Genomic DNA, 20290 nt, shown 5'->3' on the forward strand with positions numbered 1-20290 from the left:
GTTCAAGCCAGCCACCCTTTCAAGGAGGACAGCCCGTGCCGCTCACGACGCAGCAGATCGACGCTCTCAAGAAGATCACCAGCCCCAGCGTGGCCAACGCCATCGAGACCTTCAAGGTCAGGCCGCGCGAAGAGGGCAACGTCTCCTCGGACATCCGCGGGCTCTTCCCCGAGCTCGGACCCTCGGTCGGCCACGCCGCCACCTGCCTGATCCGGGCGGAGCACGGCCCGATCGAGGGGCACCGCGCGAGCCTCTTCGGCTGGTGGGACTTCGTCATGAGCATCCCCGCCCCGCGCGTCATCGTCGTCCACGACCTCGACGAGCCGCGCGGCCAGGGCGCGCAGTGGGGCGAGGTCCAGGCCAACATCCACCGCGCGATGGGCTGCGTCGGCGTGGTCACCGACGGCTCCGTGCGAGACCTGGACGAGGTCCGCGCGCTCAAGTTCCAGTTCGCCGCCGCCCACATCTCCGTTTCCCACGCCAACGTCCACATGGTGGACTTCGGCATTCCCGTCAAGGTGGGCGGCGTCTGGATCAAGCCGGGGGACATCGTTCACTTCGACCAGCACGGCGTGGTCACGATCCCGCCCGAGATCGCGGGCGGCATCCCCGACGCCATCGCCAAGGTCGAGGCCGACGAGAAGAAGATCATCTCCACCTGCAAGGCGCCGGGCTTCACGCCCGACAAGCTGAAGGAGGTCTACAAGCAGATCCGGCCGGGGACGTACTGAGACCGTGGCGGATCAGGCCTGCCGAGCTCGATCCGCGCCCGCGACCGCGCCCTCGCGCGCCGCGCTCACGGCCCGGAAGGCGACATAGAACGGGAGCGTGGCAAGGACCGCTGCCGCCGCGAAGTACAGCGCCGCGGAGCGGCCCAACGCGTCCTGGAGCCACCCGGCGACCGGCGGCAGCAGCGCCATGCCGACGTAGTACGCGGTGTAGAAGAGCCCCATGCCGGCACCCCGGCTCTCGGGCCTCAACACCGCTGTCGGCGCCGCAGCGAGCGTGCCCGCGGGCGGTCCCGCAAGAAGGCCGACGGCTATCAGTGTCGGCCAGGGCGGCGCATACGGTAGCACCACGAGACCGCCAGTGAAGGCCAGCAAACCGAGGGTGACGACGACGTCGGGCCGTGCCAGCCACTGCGCGGATGCACCTCCCAACAGCGCCGACCCGATGAACAGGAGCGTGCTCAGACCCAGAACCAGCCCTGCCTGCTCCACGGAAAGCCCGCCGCGCACGAGCAGTGACGGAACGAAACCGAGCATCAGGGCGTAGCCGACGTTGTAGAGCATCCACGGCACCGAGGCCAGGCCCACGAGTCCCGTCTCGCGCCGTGAAAGACCGGTAAGCCCTATTGACTTCGCGTGCATCGCAGCCCGGGGCGCCGGTTTGTAGAGGAGCGCGATGCCCACAGCGCCGACGGCGGCCGTCCCAGCGGCCACGTGGAAGACGGCGGACACGCCCCACGCATTGGCGACGACCGGGGGGGGATCAACGAGGCAAGTCCGATGCCGACCGGCCACGAGTTGATGAGAACGGTCATCGCCCAGATGATCTCGCGCCCGGCAAACCAGTCCGTCACCATCTTGGTCAGGAGCACATTGAGGAGGATCGCGCCGACCGCGCTGAGGAGCCGCCCGACCGCGACCGCGGCGAAGCCCTCAGCGGCGCCCATCAGCGCGCTGCCCAACGTCATCAGCCCAAGGCCCGCGAGCACGACGCGCCGGTCGCCGAACCGCCCGCCAAGCAGACCGCCGGGCAGCGCCAGGAACACGCCGGGAAGCGAGAAAAGTCCGATCAGCCAGCCGAGCTCGGTGTTGGCGATGTGAAGCCGCTCCATGAGCAGCGGCGAGACAGCGCCGACAGACTGGAACTGGAATCCCATGGCCGTCCGCGCAAAGGTCAGTACCGCGAGCGCGACCCAGCGATTCCCGGAGCCATCCGCCGTACCGGTCATGTGCGCCATCCGGCGGAATACTAGCAGAGGCGCGCCCGTCACTGGGTTGCTAACCCGCTATGCGTCCTCCTTTTGAATGGCGGAAGCGGATTGCCCGCGAGGGCGCGCCGGTGTATTTTCCACTCACGGCCCCATGATCGAGATCCGCCTGCCCCGTACCACCGATGCCGCCGGCTGCGCCGAGCTGGCCGCCCTCGCGATCGGCGAAGACCGCGCGGGCGCCTTCATCAAGTCGCACATGGAGCGCCACCACCTGATCGTGGCCGAGGCGGAGAAGGAGATCGTGGGGTTCCTCGCGTACCGGACGGACTGGTTCCAGTGCACCTTCGTGAGCCTCGTCGTGGTGCGCGAGGATTTTCGTCGCAAAGGCATCGCCCGCGAGTTCTTCAAGTCCGTCGAGGCGGTCTCGCCGTCGCCGCGCGTGTTCTCCTCGACGGAGGAAACCAACAAGGCGTCCATCCGCATGCACACGGCGCTGGGCTTTCAGCCCAGCGGCCATATCGACAACCTGCCCCAGGGCACGCGGGAGCTGCTCTTCTACAAGCGCATCCCGCCGCACTCCATCCGCTGAAGGAGACCTCATGTCCGAGAAGGCCGACCTGCTCGCAGGCGCCGACGCCGAGTTCGTGAAGTTCAAGGAGGCGTTCGGAGGCCTCAGCGAAGCCCAGATGAGCGAGGTCTGGTGCGGGACCTGGTCGGCGCGCGACATCGCCGCCTGGCGCAAGTCCAGGGGGATCTGAAACGGACCCGATCCGGCGGACGCTCCACGCGAGGTGGGGCATCGTCGCGGCACCGGCGCTGCTCTACATCTTCTCCTACTTCCACCGCGTGGCGCCCGTGGTGGTGGCGGGCGACCTCATGCAGGCCTTCGCGATCCCGGCGGCGACCCTCGGCACGCTGATCGCCATCTACCCCTACTGCTTCGCGGCCATGGCGCTGCCCGGCGGCAGCCTGGCGGACACGCTGGGCCCGCGCCGCGTGCTGGCGCTGGGCGGCGTGACCATGGCCGCCGGCAGCATACTCTTCGGCGCCGCGCCCGTCATCGAAGCGGCGCTCGCCGGCCGGCTGCTGGTGGGCCTGGGCGCCTCGGTGATGCTCATCGCCTCGCTGCGCCTCGCCTCGGAGTGGTTCCGCCCTCACGAGTTCGCGACGGTCGCCGGAACAAGCCAGAGCATCGGCGCCGTGGGCGCGCTCGTGGGCACGGGGCCGCTGGCCCTCCTGGTCGAGGCCATCGGCTGGCGCTGGTCCTTCATCGGCATTGGCGCCGTCACGCTGGTCCTTGCCGTGGCCTGTTTCATATTCATCCGCGACAAGCCCGAGGACCTGGGGCTCCCCCGCATCGCAGACGGGCCGCGCGCCCCCGCGCCCAGCCTGCGCGACACGATAGCGGCCATGCCGGCCGTCGCCGCCAACAGGCGCTCGTGGCCCATCCTCCTCACGGGGGCTGCGATGTACGGCTCCTTCGTGCCCTTCTTCGGGCTCTGGGGCGTGCCGTACCTGACCCAAATCTACGGCCTGCCGCGTGTGGCTGCGTCCAACGTGCTCATGATGACGGCCGCGGGGCTTCTCATCAGCGCGCCCCTGAGCGGCTGGGTCTCCGATCGCTGGCTGGGACTCCGGCGCCCGCCGCTCATCGCGGCGACGGCGCTGTACGTCGCGATCTGGGCGCTCATCGCGCTCCCGCGGGCGCCGGTGCCGATCGGCTGGCTCGGCCCGCTCTGCTTCCTCCTGGGCTTCGCCTCGGGCGGCGTCTCGCTCGTCTTCCCCTGCATCCGCGAGGTCAACGATCCGCGCCACGTGGGCGTGGCCCTCGGCTGCCAGAACCTGCCCATCTTCCTGGGCTTTGCCCTCATGCAGTGGCTCACCGGCGTGCTCCTCGACGCCAACTGGACGGGCGCCTTGGTCGCGGGGAGCCGCGTCTACCCGCTGGCGGCCTACCGCGCCGCCTTCATGCTCTGCTTCGTCGTCGCCTTCGCCTCCTTCGTGATGGCGTGGCTCACGACGGAGACACGCTGCCGCAATGTCTGGGCGCAAGCTCACCCTCACGCCTGAGGGCGTCCTGCTCGCCTACGGCCACGGGATCTTCCCGATGGCGGACGAGCGCTCCGGTGACGTCCTCTGGTTCAGGCCCGACCCGCGCGCGATCATCCACCTCGACGGCTTCCACGTCTCGCGCTCGCTCGCGCGCGCGCTCAGGCGCGGCCTCTTCGAAATCCGCGTCGACACCGACTTCGAGGGCGTGATGCGCGGCTGCGCCGACAGGCCGGAAGGCACGTGGATCTCGGAGCGCTTCGTCGAGGTGTACGCGGCGCTCCACCGGGCGGGCAAGGCTCACAGCGTGGAGGCGTGGCGCGAGGGGCGGCTGGTGGGCGGCGTCTACGGCGTTGCGCTCGGCGGCGCCTTCATGGCGGAGAGCATGTTCCACCGCGAGACCGACGCCTCGAAGGTGGCGCTGGGGGCGCTCTGCTCGCGGCTGCGGGAGCGGGGCTTCGTCCTGCTGGACGTCCAGTACGTCACCCCGCACCTCGAGAGCCTGGGCGCGGTCGAGATCACGCGGCGGGAGTACGAGCGGAGGCTCGAGCAGGCGCTCGGCCTCCCCTGCCGCTTCGCTTAGCGGCATCACTTGGGCTCAGGCTGCTCAAAAGGGTCCAGATGCGAGGCGGCGCCCCGCTGTTCGAGTTGAGCGACAGCCTGTGCCGTCGCGAGACGAGGGCTGGGTTGAATCCGCACGCGAGGCGTACGACTGTCTCAGCCCTCGCCTCGTGGCTCCGCCCCTCAGCTCGAACGGCCAGGAGCGTGCGGCCGAGGGCGCCCCAACACGTTCTTGCTAAATGACGCAGATGGGCCCTTTTCAGCAGCCTGCTAGACGACCTCGTCCTTGCGGGAGAGGACTTCGCCGAAGCGGGACAGCGCGGGAGGCGGGAGGGTCTTGTATACCTCCTCGATCCTGACGTTGATCTCGCGGTTCGCGAGCGCGAAAAGGCTCCGGCCGGCGGCGTCGCCCTCGACGAGGAAGGGCCCGAGCTTCTCCACCTCGAGCACCCAGCACGCCTGGGCGATGCCCAGCTCCTTCAGCCAGTGGACGTCGAGCACGCGCTTGATGCTCCGCCCGTACATCGCGCCGAGCCCGTAGCCGACGGTCGTCAGGTAGACGGCGCCGTGAGGCACGAACCACTCGCGATAGGCCAGCTCGGTCAAACCCGCCTTGCCCACGATCACCTTGGCGCCCGAGCGCTCGAACCAGGCCGCCATCGACTTGCCGAAGCGGAAGCTGGCCGTGGCCGTGACGGCCTCGACCGAATAGGAGCCGTCCGGGCGCACCGAGGCCGCGGGCGAGCAGTGGAAGTTGACGTTGGTCAACTCGCGGAGGCCCGCCGGCAGCGGCAGCCCCTTGTCCACGACCTGGCGGTAGACGCCCTCGCGCGCCGTGTAGAGCACGCCCGAGAGATAGACCACGTCGCCGAGCTTCAGCGAGCCAATGGCCTCGGCGGAGACGGGAGTGCTGAGGTGGACTTCATCCATCTGGACATCGTCGAGCCGACGGATCTCTTTCATTCGATACCCTGCCGGCGATAGTAGTCGGTGAACCACTGCGGGTCGGTCCTGAACTCGACGGTGCCGCTCGGGAACACGCGCGCGGTCGAGCGGCGGGAGGACAGGCAGAACTGGTGGATGGCGATGGGCATGCCGCCGGTGTGCGTGTGCGCCAATTCCACGTGCGTCGCGACGACCATGGAGGTGCCCGCGAAGCCCATGGCGCCGATGCCGATGTGGTTGCCGAGCGCCGTCAGCTCCTCCTCCAGCGCCGCGGCCGCGGGATCCGGGCTGCGGGTGCCGACGGCGCGGAGGCACGCGGCCTCCTTCCCGAGGCGCATGCACGTGTCCTTCGAGCCGCCGATGCCCACGCCCACGATGGCGGGCTGGCAGGCGAGCCCGCGCTTGCCCGACTCGATCAGCGTGTCCACGAAGAAGCGCTTGATGCCCGGGACGCCGTCGCCGGGAAAGAGCATGCGCCAGTCGGTACCGAAGAGCCCGCCCTTGTGGACCGTGGTCACGTCCACCCAGTCACCGCCGGGCTCGATCGAGTAGGTCACCTCGGGGGCGTGGTAGCCGACGTTGTTGTTCTGGTCTTCGCGCGTGAGCGGGTGGACGCGGTTCGGGCGGAGGGGAATCGAGGCCGTGGCGTCCGCCGTCGCGCGCCGGAGCGCCTTCTCGAGTGCGACGAGACCGCCTTCGATGAGCGCCTCGTTGCCGAGCTTGACGTAGTAGCGCGGCAGGCCGGTGTCGCCGCACATGGGGCGCCGCTCGGCGGTGGCGATGTTCCAGTTCTCGAGCATCTCGTCGAGCACGAAGCGGGCGAGGCGGTTCTTTTCCCGGTCGCGCGCCAAACGGACGCCCTCGCGATAGTCCGGCGGGATGTCGATGGCCGCGCGCGCCATCAGCTCGCGGGCGGTGTCTTCGATCAGCTTGGCGGGGATGGTAGTCATGTGCGCCTGGGAACGACACCCCTGATTCTCTCAGCTCTCGCCTCGCCTCGGGGCTTCATCTCGAAATGCGACCCTCTCCCCTTAGGGGAGAGGGAGAGTTATAGATCAGCGCTTGCCCTTACGCTCGTCGCGGCGGAGCTTGTACTCGATGGAGTCGACGAGGGCCTGCCAGGACGCCTCGATGATGTTGTCGGCCACGCCCACGGTGCCCCAGGTCTCGTCGCCGTCGCCGGAGGTGATGAGCACGCGCGTCTTGGCCGCCGTGCCCTTGGACTCGTCGAGAATGCGCACCTTGTAGTCCAGCAGCCTCATCTCGCGCAAGTTCGGGTAGAACTCCTCGAGGGCCTTCCTCAACGCACCATCGAGCGCGTTGACCGGGCCGTGGCCGGAGGCGGCCGTGTGCTCGGCGATGCCCTTGACCTTGAGCCGCACCGTCGCCTCGGCGACCGGCTCCGCGTCGCCGCGCTCCTCCTCGACGATGACGCGGAAGCCGTCGAGGTCGAAGTACGGCTTGTGGTTGCCGAGCGCGCGCTCCATCAGGAGCTCGAAGGACGCCTCGGCGCCCTCGAACTGGAAGCCTTCGTCCTCCATGCGCTTCAGCAGCTCGAGGATGCGGCGCGCCTCGGGCGTGTTCTTGTCGAGGTCGATGCCGTACTCCTTGGCCTTCCAGAGGATGTTCGACTGCCCCGCCAGCTCCGAGACCAGCACCCGCCGGTGGTTGCCCACCGTCTCCGGGTCGACGTGCTCGTAGGTCTCCGCGCGCTTGAGGACGGCCGAGACGTGGATGCCGCCCTTGTGGGCGAAGGCCGAGTCGCCGACGTAGGGCTGGGAGCCCCACGGCTTGCGGTTCGCCAGCTCCGACACGAAGCGCGAGACGTCGCGCAGCTCGCGCAGGTTCTCCTTCGGGATGCAGTCGAGGCCCATCTTCAGCATCAGGTTGGGAATGATCGAGACGAGATTGGCGTTGCCGCAGCGCTCGCCGTAGCCGTTGACCGTCCCCTGGACGTGGTTGACGCCTTCGGCGACCGCCGCCAGGGTATTCGCCACGGCGCACTCGGTGTCGTTGTGGACGTGGATGCCGAGCGGCGTCTCGGGCTTCACGTGCTTCTTGACCTCCCGGATGATCTCCACGACCTCGTGGGGCAGGCCGCCGCCGTTCGTGTCGCACAGCACGAGGCAGTGGGCCCCCGCGGCCTCCGCCGCCTTGAGCGTGGCGAGCGCGTACTCGCGGTTCTTCTTGAAGCCGTCGAAGAAGTGCTCGGCGTCGTAGATGACCTCCTCGAAGTGCTTGAGGAGGTAGGCGACCGAATCGCCGATCATGGCGATGTTCTCTTCGAGCGTGGTGCCGAGCGCGTGCGTCACGTGCAGGTCCCACGACTTGCCGAAGATGGTGACGACGGGCGGCCCGGCCTCGACGAGCGCCAGGATGTTGCTGTCCTCCTGCGGCCTCACGCCGGGGCGCCGCGTCGAGCCGAACGCGGTGATCTTGGCGGTCTTGAAGACGGCGTCCTGGACGCGCTTGAAGAATCGCAGGTCCTTGGGGTTGGAGCCGGGCCAGCCGCCCTCGATGTAGTGGATGCCGAGGGCGTCGAGGCGCTGGGCGATCCTGACCTTGTCCTCCATAGAGAAGGACACGCCCTCTCCCTGGGTGCCGTCGCGCAGCGTCGTATCGTAAACCTTGATTTCCCGTGACATGGGACGCCTATCATCCCGCCGCCCCGCCCCGGGTGTCAAGTTTGCGCGCCTTCCCCTCTCCCCCACCGGGGGAGAGGGCCGCAGTTCGAGCTGAGACGCTTGCGGCGAGGCGAGGGCTGAGAGAGGGTGAGGGGGTGCAGCTACGCCGTCAGAGGCCGAGGGTGGCCTTGACCCGCCTCCACGGAATGCGCTTGCGATTCTTAGGATCGGCCAGCGCCTTGCGCGCCGCCTCAACATCGATCTGATCCTCGAGAGTCTCGAGCATCCGCAGATCGTTCAGCGACACAAGCGCCGCCATTGGCTTGCCCCGCTGCTGGATGACGATGCGGTCGCCCGGAGACGCCACCCGACTGATTGCGCCGGAGAATCCCTTCCGCGGCGCTCCCGCCTTCTGGGATCGCGTCATTTTGAGCGCTCGTCCGATAGCGTCCAATGAAAGCCCTCTCGAAAATCCTGGAAACGCACTGGAGAGATCCAGTTATACGACGCCGGCGGCGCGGAGCTTGTCGATCTTGGACTTGGGGATGCGCAGGAGGCCGCTCAGGATCTCTTCGGTGTGCTGGCCGAGGAGGGGCGCGGGGGCTTGGGCGGCGCCCGGGGTGTCCCAGAGGCGGATCGGCACGCCCATTGCGGTGACGGCGCCGGCCTTGGGGTGCGCGAGCCGCACGAACATGCCGCGCGCGCGCAGGTGCTCGCTCTCGCAGACCTCGGCGACCGTCTTGATGCGCCCTGCGGGCACGCCCGCCTTGTCGAGACGCGCGAGCCACTCGGCGGCCGGGCGGGTGGAGAAGGTCGAGTTGAGCAGCGGCCCGAGCGCGTCGCGGTTCGTGACGCGCTTGGCCTCGCTGTCGAAGCGCGCGTCCTTCGCGAGGTCTTCCCGGCCGATCGCCCCGCACATGCGCTCCCAGAGGGAGTTGTTGGCCACGCCCAGCGTCATGTAAGCGTCCTGGGCCTGGAAGACCTCGTAGGGGACGATCGATGGGTGCTGGTTGCCCCGGCGCGTGGGCCTGCCGCCGGCGTTCCAGTAGAGCCCGGCCTGGTAGGTCAGCAGCGAAGCCATGACGTCGAGCATCCCGATCTCGACCTTCTGGCCCCTGCCAGTCTTCACGCGGGCGAGGAGCGCCAGCGTCACGCCCTGGGCCGCGGACATCCCGGCGACGAGATCGCCGATGGAGTTGCCGACCTTGACGGGCGGGCCGTCGGGGAAGCCGGTCAGGTCCATGACGCCCGACTCGCCTTGGACGATCAGGTCGTAGCCGGGGCGGGAGGACTCCGGGCCGCTCTCGCCGAAGCCGGAGATCGAGCAGTAGACCAGCCGGGGATTCAGCTTGCGGAGCGCGTCGTAGCCGAAGCCCAGCCGCTCCATGGTGCCGGGACGGAAGTTCTCGATCACCACGTCGGCCTTGGCGATGAGCCGGCGGAGGATCGCCTGCCCCTCGGGCGCCTTCATGTTGAGCGTCAAGCTCTTCTTGTTGCGGTTGACCGACATGAAGTAGGTCGATTCCCCGCTTGCGAAGGGTGGCCAGCCGCGCGTGTCGTCGCCTCTGCCCGGCTCCTCGACCTTGATGACTTCCGCCCCCATGTCGCCGAGCGACATCGAGCAGAACGGCCCCGCCAGGACGCGGGTGAGATCGATGACGCGGATGCCGTGGAGCGGCGGGCGCGGCTGCTTCCTGACTGGAGCCTTCCGCCTAGCTGTCGCCACGGGACCGTCCCCGGAAGAGCCCCTTGGCCAGGCTCTTGGTGATGGAGGTGACCTTCTCGCCGCGAGCGCCGGCCCGCCGCCAGAAGAGCCGCGCCCGGTCGGCGAAGCTCATGTGCGAGAAGTAGAACACGCCATCGAGCGATTCGACGCCGACGCTCGAGCCGATCTTGATGCCGCGGGTCTCCTGCCCGTGGCAGAAGAGCCGCGCGCCCCCCTCGAGCTCGATCAGCGCGATGTACAGCGGCGCCTTGAAGCCCTCGGGAGGCGAGTGCAGCGTGGTGAAGGAGACGATCTCGCCCACCCCGGCCACGGTCGCCGGCTCCATCGCCACCGGGTGATCAGGGCAGTAGTGCGCTGGGGGCACGACCATGCGCTCGCAGCGGGGGCAGCGCGAGGCCTCGATGGACTGGACGATCATGCTGCGCGCGCCTCGACGAGCGCCACCCAGTTGTTCGTGGCGAGCCCCCCGATGGACTGCGCCAGCCCCACGCGCGCCTGGACCTGCCGCCCCTCGGCCATCCCGCGAAGCTGCCAGCAGAGCTCGACGATCTGGGCAATGCCGGTGGCGGCCAGCGGGTGCCCCCGGGCCTTGAGCCCGCCGGAGGTGTTCACCGGCAGCCGGCCGTCGAGCGCGGTCTCGCCGTCGAGCGTCGCGCGCCCGGCCTTGCCGGCCGGGATGAGCCCCGTGTCCTCGAGGGAGATCAGCTCGAAGGGCGAGAAGGCGTCGTGGATCTCCGCCACCTCGACGCGCTCGGGGCCGAAGCCCGCCATCCTGTACGCGGCCTGCGCCGCCGCCTGGGTGGCGCGGAACGAGGTCAGCTGGCTCCGGTAGCGCACGGCCATGGTGTCCGTCCCCTGCCCGATTCCGGCGATGCGGACAGCGGCGGGCTCAGCCGTCAGGACAATCGCCGCCGCTCCGTCCGAGATCGGACAGCAGTGGTAGAGCCGGAGCGGGTCGGCTACGAGCCGGCTCTCCATCACGGCCTCGAGCGTCACCGGCTCCCGGAAGTGGGCGAGCGGGTTCCGCGCGCCGTTGGCGTGGTTCTTCACGGCGACCTGCGCCATTTCTCTCAGCGTGAGGCCGCGGCTGTGCATGGCCGCGCGCGTGATGAGCCCCGCCAAGGCCGGCATGGTCGTCCCGTAGGTGCGCTCGTGCGGATCGATGGAGCGGCCGATGATCTCGGACACGCGCGGGGTGGGGATGTGGCTCATCTTCTCGCCGCCCACGACCAGCACCGTCCGGTGGAGACCGGCCGCGATATCGGCGAAACCCGCGTAGATGGCGGCCATACCCGACGAGGTCGCCGTTTCGACCCGCACGGTTGGCACCTGGGCCAGGCCGAGGTGCGTATTGATCAGCGAGCCGTAGTTGCCCGCCCCCGTGAACTCCTCGGGGTTCATGGCGGCGACGACGAGCGCGTCGGGGCGCTCGATGCCCGCATCGCGGAGCGCGGCCAAACCGGCCTCGGCGATCAGGTCGGGCAGGCTCTCGTCGCGCCGGCCGAATCGGGTCATCCCCGCCCCGGCGATCCAGACGTTGTTCACCTGCTCATTTCAAACCGTGGGCTCCCGCGTGTCAATGTCTTTGGGTCGGCGCGACCGGGCCGCCTCCGTTGCCTGCGTGGGCCCCGCCGGCGCCATTGCCATTGTCGGCGCGGCGCCACGGGCCCGGCGGCGGCGGGATGTGGACCTGAAACTCGCGCATGAGCCGAAGCAGGTAGGTCCTCTGGAGCCCCAGCGCCCGGGCCGCGTGCGTGCGGTTGCCGCCTGACTGGGTCAGCGTCGCCTCGATCAACCGCCGCTTGAATTCGCTGACGGCGCCGTGGAACCCATGCGGCCTGGGCCCAGGCGGTGGAGATGGAGTCGCTGGGGATGGAGCCGGCGGCGTTGCGCCCATGCCGAGCATCTGTGGCAAGTCATGTGCCATGAAGGCGCGGCCGCAAAATCAACCGGATGCGGCACCCAGGCCCCGACGGCTGCCGCTCGCGGTGTGCAGAAGTGCCTCCACGCTGCACTCGTCCTTGGGCACGCACGGCGGGGGGCACGCACGGCGGGGGGCACGCCAGGCGGGCACAAAAAAACGGGGACCCGTCGGCGGGTCCCCGCTAGAGATGCGCAGCTCGAGGCGTGTCGCTAGGCCTTGGTCGCCGGCTTGACGCCGGGGTTGTCCTTGAAGAACTGCTTGTTCAGCTCGATGAAGTTCTTCCAGTTCGCCGGCGTCTCGTCTTCGGCGAAGATCGCCTTGACGGGGCAGACGGGCTCGCAGGCGCCGCAGTCGATGCACTCATCCGGGTGGATGTAGAGCATCGTGTCGCCCTCGTAGATGCAGTCCACGGGGCAGACCTCGACGCAGGCCTTGTCCTTTACGTTGATGCAGGGTTCAGCGATGATGTACGCCATTCCGGCCTCCCTGTGAACTGCACGGTGTTCCTCGCCGGCGATCGGCGCCGGGCGCCAAAACCCCCGTAGTTGTACCAACCTGCCCGAGACGTGTCAAGAGGTTACGGCCGGGGACTAGAGGGTCCGGAGCTTGGGGTCGAGCGCGTCCCGGAGCGAGTCCCCGAAGAGGTTGAAGGCGAAGACGGCCAGGCTGATGGCGAGCCCCGGGAAAACGGCCATCCAGGGGGCCGACTCGGCGAAGTCCACGGCCGCCCCGCGCAACATGAGCCCCCAGGCCGCCGTCGGCTCCTGGACGCCCAGGCCGAGGAAGGAGAGCGACGACTCCAATAAGATAGCCTGGCCCAGGAAGGCGGTGAGCATGATGAGATACGGCGCCATGACGTTGGGCAGCATGTGCCGCATGATGATCCGCGCGTTGCTGAAACCCGCCGTACGCGCGGCGTCTACATATGGCATCTCGCGGATGCTGAGCGCGCTCGAGCGGATGACGAGCGCGCAGCGCGGGATCATGGGGATCGTAATCGCGGTGATGAGGTTCGGTATCGTGTTGCCCAGAATAGCCACGATGGCCAGGGCCAGGATGATCAGCGGGAAGGCGATCAAGATATCCATGAAGCGCTGGAGGTACAGGTCCACCTTGCCGCCAAAGAACGCGCTGCCGACGCCCAGGATGGCGCCCAGCGTGGAGCCGACCACGGCCGCGCCGAAGCCGACCATGAGGGCCGTGCGCGAGCCGTAGATCAGCCGTGTCAGCACGTCGCGGCCGAACGCATCCGTGCCGAGCCAGTGGGCGGCGCCCGGCCGGGTAAGCATGGCCCCGAAGTCCACCGCCACCGGGTTGTACGGCGCGATCAGATTCGCCGACAGCGCGAGGGCGATGAGGAAGACGACGACCAACGCGCCCGCCGCGCCCAGCGGGCGCCGCCGGGCGAAGTCCAGGACGGTTCCCCACCATCCCGCCCGGGCTTCCGCGGCGGCGGCGATCTCGACGACGTCGAACGGGACGTTGATGGCCATGGGCTACCGGTACCGGATGCGGGGATCGAGCCAGCCGTACATGAGATCCATGAAGAAGTTGACGATGATGAAGACCGAGGCGACGAGGAGCACCAGCGCCTGCGTCAGCGTGTAGTCCCGGTGCGCGACGGCCTGGACGAACAGGAGCCCCAGCCCGTTGAGATTGAACACCTGTTCAGTGACCACGAGCCCGCCCATGAGGAAGGCGAACTCGATGCCCGTCACCGTCAGCACCGGCAGCATGGCGTTCTTGATCGCGTGACGCTTGAGAACGAGCGTCTCGACCAGCCCCTTGGCGCGCGCCGTACGGATGTAGTCCTCGCGCAGCACCTCGAGCATCGCCGAGCGCGTCATGCGCGTCACCACGGCCGAGAGACGGTAGCCGACGGCCAGGGCCGGCCAGATGAGCTGGATGATGTTCTGCCAGGGATTGACCCAGAACGGCGTGTAGACCATGGGCGGCAGCCAGCGGAAGACGACCAGCAACACCAGGATCATCAGGATGCCCAGCCAGAAGGACGGCGTGGCGATCCCGGCGATGGACACGATGCGCGCGACGTAGTCCACCCACGAGTCCTGCTTGAGCGCCGACGCCACGCCCAGGGGGATCGCGATCGCCACCCCGATCGCTGTCGCCATGATCGCCAGCTGGAGCGACAGCGCGAAGCGGAGCTTGATCTCCTCGCCGATCGACGCCCCGGTCCACATCGAGGTGCCGAAGTCGAAGCGCACCACGCCCCAGATCCAGGTCCCGAACTGCTTCCACAGCGGCTGATCCAGACCGAAGCGCGCCCGCTCGGTCTTGAGCAGCTCCTCCGACACGGCGCCGCTGTCGCCGGCCAGGCGGAGCTCGACGATGTCACCCGGCACGACGCGCATGAGGAGGAAGATCAAAACCGCGACGCCCAGGAGCGTCGGGATCATCAGGAAGAACCGCTTGACGACGTACTTCCACATAGTGTCGGGGGCTCGCCCCTCAGGGCTGCCCCTCACCCTGCCCTCTCCCCGGGGCGGGGAGAGGGGTATAGGGAGTAGCTTCGCTATTCACTGAGCCAGACCGTGTCGAGCTGGTTGTTCAGGTAGTGGCTGGGCGTGATCGTCCAACCGTGCACCTTGCTCGAGTGCGGGATGATCCGGTGCCATTGGAGCGTGTAGATCACGTGGGTCTCCTCGTCGAGGAGGCGCTTCTCGAAGGCGCGGAGATACCGCTTCCGCTCCTCGATATCGTTGGCTCGCCCCTGCTTGACGAAGAGCTCGTCGATCACCTTGTCCTTGTGCTTGCCGTAGTTGGCGTCCGACGTGCTGACGAACCGCGGCAGGTCCAGGTCCGGCTCGACGATGAACCCGCACTGGAAGTCCATGACGACCTCGAAGTCGCCGCGCTTGAGCATCGCATAGTAGGAGGACGCCTCGATCGTCTCCTGCTTGACATTGAGCCCGATCTGGCGCCACTGGTCGATGAGCCAGATACCCAGGGGCTCGTACGGGTGCGGGATGCCGCGGTTCTTGAAGGTGAAGGAAAAGCCGTCCGGCACCCCCGCCTCGCGCAGCAGGCGCTTGGCCTCGGCCCGGTTGGCGTTGATGTCGCGCCCGTAGCCCGCCAGCTTCTCCAGCTCGGCCGGCGGCGTGGCGTAGGGCGTTCCGGGCACCTGGATGCCCGCCACGTCCTTGACCAGGGTGATCCGCGAGAGCGCCTTGGAGCCCTCGTAGCGGTCCAGGGCGAGAGACAGGGCGCGCCGGACCCGCTTGTCGTCGAAGGGCTTCTTGTCGTGATGCATCGACACGAAGTTCAGGCAGTCCCACGGGCTCTCCTGCACCGTGATCTTGGAGCCCAGCGCCTGCACGAGGCTGTCGCGCTCGCCCGGGCTGAAGCTGCGGAACTGGATGTGGGCGCGCTCGCCGCGGATGGCCGCCACCTGGGCCGCCGACGAGGAGATGAAGATCGCGCGGTAGCTGTCCAGGTAGGGCTTGCCCTTGTCCCAGTAGTCCGGGTTCTTCTTGCCGACCCAGTGCGAGCCCTTCACGTGCTCCACGAACTTGAAAGGCCCGGTGCCCATGACGTTCTTCTCGTACCAGTGGATGTCCTTGGCGAGGATGTCGGCCTTGTAGATCCAGTTCCAGGGCGACGCCAAGTTGAGCAGCAGGGACGCCTCCGGCCGCTTGAGACGGAGCCGTACCGTGTAGGGATCCGGGGCCTCGACCACCTCGACCACGTCGTACGCGGCCTTCCGGAGCGACTTCACGCCGGCAGGGGGAAAGATGATCTTGTCGTAGCTGGCCTTGACGTCCTTGGAGGTCATCTCACTGCCGTCGTGGAACTTGACGCCGCGCCGGAGCTTGAAGGTGTAGGTCATCCCGTCCTTGGAGATGGTCCAGGACTCGGCCAGGTCGCCAACCGGCTTGGTGCCCGTCTTGTCGAAGGGGTCGACCTTGAGGATCGTGCTGTAGAGCGGCGCCAAGGGGTGGATGACCCCGAAGGTCTCCTCCTCGTGGGCGTCGTAGGAGGGCGGCTCCGAGGGGACGGGGAAGATCAGCTCGCCGCCCAGGCGGGGCTTGTCCTGTGCTGTAACGGGAACCGGCGCCGCGAGCAGGGCGGCGAGAAGAAGTCCTAGCGTGATGCGCCCGGCAGTGGACAGTGTCATGCGACGCCTCCTTGCGCTGGTGCGACGGGAAAGACCGTCAGTGGTTCCAACAACTTGCCGTACATTAGCGGCCGCACCTCCCTCCTGTCAAGGCGGGAAGCGTTATCGCTCGATGACTAAACGCGGATGCAGGCCGCCCGGTGCCCGGGCAGGATTTCCCGAAGGTCGGGCACCCCCTGGCTGCACTGCTCGATGGCTATGGGGCAGCGGGGGTGGAAGACGCAGCCCGCCGGGGGATTGAGCGGGCTCGGCACCTCGCCCTTCAAAATCGTCCGCTCGCGGGTCAGCTCCACGGCCGGGTCGGGGATGGGGACGGCCGAGAGCAGCGCCTTGGTATACGGGTGCTGCGGGTTCTCGTACAGCGACTGCCGGTCGGTGAGCTCGACGATCTTGCCCAGGTACATCACGGCCACCCGGTCGGAGATATGGCGGACCACCGAGAGGTCGTGGGCGACGAAGAGATAGGTCAGGCCGAAGCCGGTCTGCAGCTCCTCGAGCAGGTTGATGATCTGGGCCTGGATGGAGACGTCGAGGGCCGAGACCGGCTCGTCGCAGACGATCAAGGTCGGCTCCATCGCGAGGGCGCGGGCGATGCCGACGCGCTGGCGCTGGCCTCCCGAGAGCTCGTGGGGGTAGCGCCGGGTCATGGCGGGCAGGAGCCCCGCGTGGCCGAGAAGCTCCTTGACGCGGGCCTCCCGTGCCGGGCGTTCGGGCACGATGCCGTGCACGGCCAGGGGCTCAGAGATGATCTGGCCCACCGTCATCCGCGGGTTGAGCGAGCTGTACGGGTCCTGGAAGATGACCTGCATCTTCCGCCGCACGGCCCGGAGCTCGGATGGCGAGGCCGCCGCCAGGTCCTTGCCCTCGAACAGGATGGAGCCGCTGGTCGGCTTCTCCAGCTGGAGCACGCAGCGGCCTGTGGTGGTCTTGCCGCAGCCGGACTCACCCACGAGGCCGAGCGTCTCGCCGCGGCGGATCGAGAAGGACACGTCGTCCACCGCCTTGACCACGCCGCGCCTGCCGCTCAAGAAGCCGCCCGAGACCTCGAAATACTTGGTCAGGTTCCGGACTACCAGGATCTCGTCGCCCTTGTGGGGCTCAGCAGGCGACCGATCGTCGCGGACGGATGCCGCCAGGCTCACGCGCTCACCTTCTGGCCGAGGTCGGATGCCACCCAGCAGGCCGAGACGTGGCGCGCCGCGACGGTCTCCAGCGGGGGTGCCTCGCGCAGGCAGCGCTCCACGGCGTACTGGCAGCGCGGCTGGAAGGCGCAGCCCGGCGGCAGCCGCGAGAGATCGGGCGGCTGGCCCTGGATGGGCAGGAGCTTGGCCTTCCGGGGCTCGTCGAGGCGGGGCACCGAGCGCAGGAGCCCGAGCGTGTAGGGGTGGCGCGGGTTGGCGTAGATCTCGCGCGCCGTCCCCCGCTCCACGACCCGCCCCGCGTACATGACGTTGACCCGGTCGGCGTAGCGGGCGACCACGCCCAGGTTGTGGGTGATCATGACCATGGCCACGCCCAGCTTCCGGGAGAGCCCCTTCATGAGCTCGAGGATCTGAGCCTGTATTGTGACATCCAAGGCCGTGGTCGGCTCGTCGGCCAGGATCAGCGCCGGATTGCACGCCAGCGCCATGGCGATCATCATGCGCTGCCGCATCCCGCCGCTGAACTGGTGCGGGTACTGGCGGAGACGCCGCTCGGGGTCGGAGATGCCGACCATGCCCAGGAGCTCGATGGCGCGCGCCCGTGACTGGGTCGACGTCATGCCGAGATGGATCTCGGTCGGCTCGGTCAGCTGGCGCCCGACGGTCAGCACCGGGTTGAGCGAGGTCATGGGTTCCTGGAAGATCATGGCGATGGCGGCGCCACGCACCTCGCGCATCTCCTCGTCGGAGAGCTGGAGGAGGTCGCGTCCCTTGAAGAGGATCTGGCCGCCGACGATGCGCCCCGCCGGCGCCGCCACGAGGCGCATCACGCTCAGCGCGCTCACCGACTTGCCGCAGCCCGACTCGCCGACGAGGGCAACGGTCTCCCCCGCCCGCACATCCCAGGAGACCCCGTCCACGGCGCGCACGACGCCGCCCGAGATCGCGAACTGCGTCTGGAGGTTCCTGACATCAAGGAGGAGGTCGCCGCCCTGCTCCATGGCCCGGGCAGTCTAGCACAAGCGGGCGGTTGGCCTCGTTACGAGCTCACTCTCGCGAGGCGGCCAGGCTAGGGGCGCTCGCCTCTAGCCAGTCGCGCGTCGATGTCGTCGAGGCAGGGCACGAGGTCGGCGATGGAGTCGACGACGTAGTGCGCCCCGCACTGGTGCATCCGGGTGTAGGCGCGCTGCCGCCGCGCCTCGCGGTCTGCCGGGGCCAGGGCCTGCACCTCCTTGAGAGGCAGGCCGATCTCGTTGCCGCTCATGGCGAGCCCCACGGTCCACATGCCCGAGTTGAGCCCTTCCTCGATACCCGGCACCGTGTCGTCCACCTTGACGCAGGCCGAGACCGGCCAGACCTGGAGGTTGATCACGTTCTGCAGGCACATGTACGGGTACGGCCGGCCCGCGGGCACGTCGCTCGCGCAGACGGTCGAGTCGGGCTCGTAGCCCTGCCGGGCGGCATCCTTGCGGTTGATGTCCATCATCTCCGTGAGATAGCCGGTGGTCGAGCCGATCTTGATCCCGCGCTTCCGCATCTGGTTGACCGCCTCGAGGGTGCCCGGGATCAGCTCCGAGTACTCCGACAGGCACCCCAGCTGGAGCGGCACGAACTCGGCGAACATGGCGTCCACGTCGACCTCGGTGGGCTTCCGCCCGTGCTTCTCCTGCCAGCGCCGCGCCACGGGCGGCAGCTCCGTGATCTTCCTGATGTGGACGCGCTTGTGCGCCCCCATGGGCGCGCGCGCCTCGTCCATGGTGATGGGCACGCCCTGGCGCTTGAAGACCTCGACGAACACCACGGCGGGCGCCATGCAGCCGTAGTCCATGGTGGTGCCGGCCCAGTCGAGCAGGACGGCCTGGATCTTGCCGCGGTAGCGGCGCTCGTAGGTGAAGCTCATGCTCGTCTCCTTAGGGTATATGGTCGCGTGGGGGTGTGTGGTCGCGTGCTACCGGCCGGCGGGCGCGCAGCGGGTCACGCCCATCTCAGCCAGGATCTCGCTGATGGCTCGAAGAACCCCGCGCATCTCGCCTTCGCCCAGCCGCCCGATGCAGCCGATGCGGAAGCTGTCCGCGACGGTCAGCTTCCCCGGGTAGATGACGTAGCCGCGGCGCGAGAGCCGGTCGTAGAAGCTCTCGAAGTTGAACTTCGGGTCGGCCGGCATGCGCACCGTGACGATGATCGGCGCCTGGAGCGCGTCCGGCAGCAGGGTCTCGAAGCCGAGCGCGCGCAAGCCCTCGACGAGGATCCGGCAGTTGCTCGCGTAGCGCGCGCCCCGCCCCGCCACCCCACCCTCGGCGGCGTGCTCGGCGAGCGCCTGGTCGAGGGCCGCCAGCACGTGCGTCGGCGGCGTGAAGCGCCACTGCCTGGTCTTCTCCATGGCCGCCCACTGGTCGTGGAGATCGAAGGACAGCGTGGGAGCATTCCCCTTTGCGGCCTCGAGCGCGGACCGGCGGATGATGGCGAAGCCCACCCCCGGCACGCCCTCGAGGCACTTGTTCGAGGACGCCACGAGGGCATCGTAGGGGGTCACCGCCGCATCGAGAGGCAGCGCGCCGAAGGCGCTCATTGCGTCCACCAGCAGGCGACGGCTCCGGCGCGCCGTGACCGCCGCGATCTCCTCCACGGGGTTGAGCACGCCCGAGGTCGTCTCGCACTGGACCACAACGACATGCGTGATAGCCGCGTCGGCCGCGAGCGCGGCGTCGAGGGCTGCCGGATCGACCGGCGTGTCTTCCGGCGTCTCGAGCACGACGCGCTCGCGGCGCAGGTACTCGCACATGCGGACCATGCGCGCGCCGTACGCGCCGTTGACGAGCACGGCGAGCTTGCCCGCGCGCGGTACGAGGGTGCCGATCATCGCCTCGACGATGAAGGTGCCGCTGCCCTGGAGCGGCACGCAGACGTGGGTGCCCTGCCCGCCCGCCAGCTCCACCAGCCGTTCCCGCACGCGGGCGTTGAGCTTGATGAACTCGCCGTCGCGCGAGCCCCAATCGTGCAGCATCGCCTCCTTGACGGTACGGGAGGTCGTGAGCGGTCCCGGCGTCAGCAGCCAGGGATCGCGGCGCGGCTCGGTCATGGCGATGCTCCTCTCTCTGCTAGCGTGCTATTCACGAACGCGTGTTCCGCGTTCCCGCCGCCCCCTCACCCTCCCCTCTCCCCCCGGGGGCGAGGGGATCGAAACAGCTCCCTCTCCCTCGGAGAGGGAGAGGGTCGGGGTGAGGGTGGCGCATGTGTTCACGCAT

23 protein-coding genes are annotated in these 20290 nt (G+C 68.7%); 5 read left to right on the forward strand and 18 right to left on the reverse strand.

Annotation, left to right across the window (positions count from 1 at the left end; translation table 11 throughout):
• Window positions 1-35: 35 nt before the first annotated feature.
• On the forward strand, window positions 36-731 hold the full coding sequence (locus Q7W02_13150; protein MDO8477116.1) for an RraA family protein: 696 nt from the start codon (window positions 36-38) through the stop codon (window positions 729-731).
• Between the two features lie 12 nt (window positions 732-743).
• Here the strand turns inward: Q7W02_13150 and Q7W02_13155 are convergent, their stop codons facing one another.
• Window positions 744-1316 carry an MFS transporter gene (locus tag Q7W02_13155; GenBank protein ID MDO8477117.1) on the reverse strand — a complete coding sequence of 191 codons (573 nt, stop codon included), beginning with the start codon at window positions 1314-1316 and terminating at the stop codon, window positions 744-746.
• A 35-nt stretch (window positions 1317-1351) separates the two neighbouring features.
• Window positions 1352-1957 carry an MFS transporter gene (locus tag Q7W02_13160; GenBank protein ID MDO8477118.1) on the reverse strand — a complete coding sequence of 202 codons (606 nt, stop codon included), beginning with the start codon at window positions 1955-1957 and terminating at the stop codon, window positions 1352-1354.
• A 133-nt stretch (window positions 1958-2090) separates the two neighbouring features.
• Between Q7W02_13160 and Q7W02_13165 the strand changes: the two genes are divergently transcribed.
• From Q7W02_13165 to aat, 4 genes are all read left to right on the forward strand, one after another.
• The gene (locus tag Q7W02_13165; protein ID MDO8477119.1) at window positions 2091-2528 is read left to right on the forward strand and encodes a GNAT family N-acetyltransferase; all 438 of its coding nucleotides are present in this window, start codon (window positions 2091-2093) and stop codon (window positions 2526-2528) included.
• Between the two features lie 10 nt (window positions 2529-2538).
• Window positions 2539-2697 (forward strand): hypothetical protein, encoded by a 159-nt coding sequence (locus tag Q7W02_13170; protein ID MDO8477120.1) that lies wholly within the window; start codon window positions 2539-2541, stop codon window positions 2695-2697.
• A 67-nt stretch (window positions 2698-2764) separates the two neighbouring features.
• A complete protein-coding gene (locus Q7W02_13175) occupies window positions 2765-4009 on the forward strand; it encodes an MFS transporter (GenBank protein MDO8477121.1) in 1245 nt (414 codons plus the stop codon).
• Complete coding sequence (aat, locus tag Q7W02_13180) at window positions 3978-4571, forward strand: leucyl/phenylalanyl-tRNA--protein transferase (GenBank protein MDO8477122.1); 594 nt, start codon at window positions 3978-3980, stop codon at window positions 4569-4571. The genes Q7W02_13175 and aat overlap by 32 nt, the downstream gene beginning before the upstream one ends.
• A gap of 248 nt (window positions 4572-4819) precedes the next feature.
• Here the strand turns inward: aat and Q7W02_13185 are convergent, their stop codons facing one another.
• The 16 genes from Q7W02_13185 to Q7W02_13260 form a co-directional block, all read right to left on the reverse strand.
• Window positions 4820-5512, reverse strand: a complete 693-nt coding sequence (locus tag Q7W02_13185) for a fumarate hydratase C-terminal domain-containing protein (protein MDO8477123.1) — start codon at window positions 5510-5512, stop codon at window positions 4820-4822.
• A complete protein-coding gene (locus Q7W02_13190; protein ID MDO8477124.1) occupies window positions 5509-6444 on the reverse strand; it encodes a fumarate hydratase in 936 nt (311 codons plus the stop codon). The genes Q7W02_13185 and Q7W02_13190 overlap by 4 nt, the downstream gene beginning before the upstream one ends.
• Before the next feature lie 105 nt (window positions 6445-6549).
• Entirely contained in the window at window positions 6550-8139 is a 1590-nt protein-coding gene (gene cimA, locus Q7W02_13195; protein ID MDO8477125.1) for a citramalate synthase, read from the reverse strand.
• 148 nt (window positions 8140-8287) lie between these two features.
• Window positions 8288-8545 carry a type II toxin-antitoxin system Phd/YefM family antitoxin gene (locus tag Q7W02_13200; GenBank protein MDO8477126.1) on the reverse strand — a complete coding sequence of 86 codons (258 nt, stop codon included), beginning with the start codon at window positions 8543-8545 and terminating at the stop codon, window positions 8288-8290.
• Between the two features lie 72 nt (window positions 8546-8617).
• Window positions 8618-9844 (reverse strand): CoA transferase, encoded by a 1227-nt coding sequence (locus Q7W02_13205; GenBank protein ID MDO8477127.1) that lies wholly within the window; start codon window positions 9842-9844, stop codon window positions 8618-8620.
• Window positions 9831-10262: an OB-fold domain-containing protein gene (locus Q7W02_13210; GenBank protein MDO8477128.1), complete on the reverse strand. Its 432-nt coding sequence runs from the start codon at window positions 10260-10262 to the stop codon at window positions 9831-9833. Before Q7W02_13210 ends, Q7W02_13205 begins: the two co-directional genes overlap by 14 nt.
• On the reverse strand, window positions 10259-11389 hold the full coding sequence (locus Q7W02_13215; GenBank protein ID MDO8477129.1) for a hypothetical protein: 1131 nt from the start codon (window positions 11387-11389) through the stop codon (window positions 10259-10261). The genes Q7W02_13210 and Q7W02_13215 overlap by 4 nt, the downstream gene beginning before the upstream one ends.
• Before the next feature lie 31 nt (window positions 11390-11420).
• Complete coding sequence (locus Q7W02_13220; GenBank protein ID MDO8477130.1) at window positions 11421-11741, reverse strand: helix-turn-helix domain-containing protein; 321 nt, start codon at window positions 11739-11741, stop codon at window positions 11421-11423.
• A gap of 236 nt (window positions 11742-11977) precedes the next feature.
• Window positions 11978-12244 (reverse strand): ferredoxin family protein, encoded by a 267-nt coding sequence (locus Q7W02_13225; GenBank protein MDO8477131.1) that lies wholly within the window; start codon window positions 12242-12244, stop codon window positions 11978-11980.
• 114 nt (window positions 12245-12358) lie between these two features.
• Complete coding sequence (locus Q7W02_13230) at window positions 12359-13261, reverse strand: ABC transporter permease (protein MDO8477132.1); 903 nt, start codon at window positions 13259-13261, stop codon at window positions 12359-12361.
• Window positions 13262-13264: 3 nt separating this feature from the next.
• Window positions 13265-14218, reverse strand: coding sequence for an ABC transporter permease (locus Q7W02_13235; GenBank protein ID MDO8477133.1), 954 nt, complete (start codon window positions 14216-14218; stop codon window positions 13265-13267).
• Between the two features lie 83 nt (window positions 14219-14301).
• The gene (locus Q7W02_13240; protein MDO8477134.1) at window positions 14302-15903 is read right to left on the reverse strand and encodes an ABC transporter substrate-binding protein; all 1602 of its coding nucleotides are present in this window, start codon (window positions 15901-15903) and stop codon (window positions 14302-14304) included.
• Between the two features lie 116 nt (window positions 15904-16019).
• The gene (locus tag Q7W02_13245; protein MDO8477135.1) at window positions 16020-17039 is read right to left on the reverse strand and encodes an ATP-binding cassette domain-containing protein; all 1020 of its coding nucleotides are present in this window, start codon (window positions 17037-17039) and stop codon (window positions 16020-16022) included.
• A 2-nt stretch (window positions 17040-17041) separates the two neighbouring features.
• Window positions 17042-18046 carry an ABC transporter ATP-binding protein gene (locus tag Q7W02_13250; GenBank protein ID MDO8477136.1) on the reverse strand — a complete coding sequence of 335 codons (1005 nt, stop codon included), beginning with the start codon at window positions 18044-18046 and terminating at the stop codon, window positions 17042-17044.
• Window positions 18047-18114: 68 nt separating this feature from the next.
• A complete protein-coding gene (locus Q7W02_13255; protein ID MDO8477137.1) occupies window positions 18115-18945 on the reverse strand; it encodes a phosphonoacetaldehyde hydrolase in 831 nt (276 codons plus the stop codon).
• Window positions 18946-18993: 48 nt separating this feature from the next.
• Window positions 18994-20124 carry a 2-aminoethylphosphonate--pyruvate transaminase gene (locus Q7W02_13260; GenBank protein MDO8477138.1) on the reverse strand — a complete coding sequence of 377 codons (1131 nt, stop codon included), beginning with the start codon at window positions 20122-20124 and terminating at the stop codon, window positions 18994-18996.
• Window positions 20125-20290: the final 166 nt, after the last annotated feature.

It is taken from the genome of Candidatus Rokuibacteriota bacterium, assembly GCA_030647435.1.
GTDB lineage: Bacteria > Methylomirabilota > Methylomirabilia > Rokubacteriales > CSP1-6 > AR37.